A 1,142-nucleotide genomic window follows, 5' to 3' on the forward strand; every position below is an offset into this window, starting at 1 on the left:
ACTCAACTTTCGCACCAACAAAATAAGTGCTAATTGTTGGCTGTACTGGATCTAGAGGCGATCAATTATGTTGCTTGACAGCCTTGGTAATAAATGAAAAAACACCTCAATCTCTGGTATAGTGAGATTGTCCACAAATCACTACCACAGAAGAGGTGTCCCTTACTATGATAGACCAAAATAGCCGATATAATCAATTGCCAAAAGAAGTTGATTCTGTTTTTTCTGAGCTTAAAATGAATAAGCATTTGCGTCAGGCAGGTATTAAAAAATCCTTTGGTTTCAGTTGCTCTTACTTATTTCAACTTGTGTTCTGTTTGATTTTTCAGCATAGAAACTGGTTTTCTCTTCTTGACTCAAAGAAAGCTGATAAATATCCAGCCAAAGATGCGGTTTACCGTTTCTTAAATCAGTCAACGTTTAATTGGCGCCGTTTTCTACTGCTTTTAAGTGCTCATACGATTCAAAAGGTTAATCGCCTGACGAATGATCGACGCCCTAAAGTATTCATTTTGGATGACTCTGCCTATGACCGCAATCGCAGTAAAAAGGTTGAACTGTTGGCCCGATGTTTTGATCATGCTTCTCTGAAAATGCGGTTTTACAAAGGCTTTCGCATGCTGACTTTGGGCTGGTCCGATGGTTGTACATTTATGCCAGTCGATTTTTCCCTACTCAGTTCGAAGAAAGCCCAGATCAACGGAATTTCTTCGCAAGTTGACAAACGCACCTGCGGGTACAAACGCCGGGAGAATGCCTTACAATCAGCGCCTGACCAGGTACCAGATATGATTAAACGTGCATTAGCCAGTGGAATAGAGGCGACCTATGTTCTTATGGATTCCTGGTTTACCCTACCGCCACTTGTCCAAGCCATTGTAGAACAGGGATTGGATGTGATTGGCATGGTTAAAGAAACAAAACAGCGCTATATAGTAAATGGAAATCCTGTTTCCTTAAAGCAGCTCTATCGCCTGGCCCAGCCGGTACAGGCAAAGAAAGGAATTCTTCGCTCCATCCATACGGTAATGGCTAATGGGACACCTGTAAAGGTAGTTTTCATCCGAAACAGAAACAAGCGAAGTGAATGGCTTGCCATCCTCAGTACTGACTGTAGCCTTACCGAACAAGAAATTATTCGG

Annotated in this window: 1 protein-coding gene; it reads left to right on the forward strand. The window is 42.0% G+C overall.

Translation table 11 applies throughout. The annotated features are described in order from the left end of the window. Nucleotides 1-167 precede the first annotated feature (167 nt). The coding region (locus tag AB1L08_RS22390; protein WP_413066778.1) for an IS4 family transposase at nucleotides 168-1,142 on the forward strand (975 nt) is incomplete at its 3' end.

Origin of the sequence: Siminovitchia jepli, assembly GCF_047228825.1 — a bacterium.
Taxonomy (GTDB): domain Bacteria; phylum Bacillota; class Bacilli; order Bacillales; family Bacillaceae_C; genus Siminovitchia.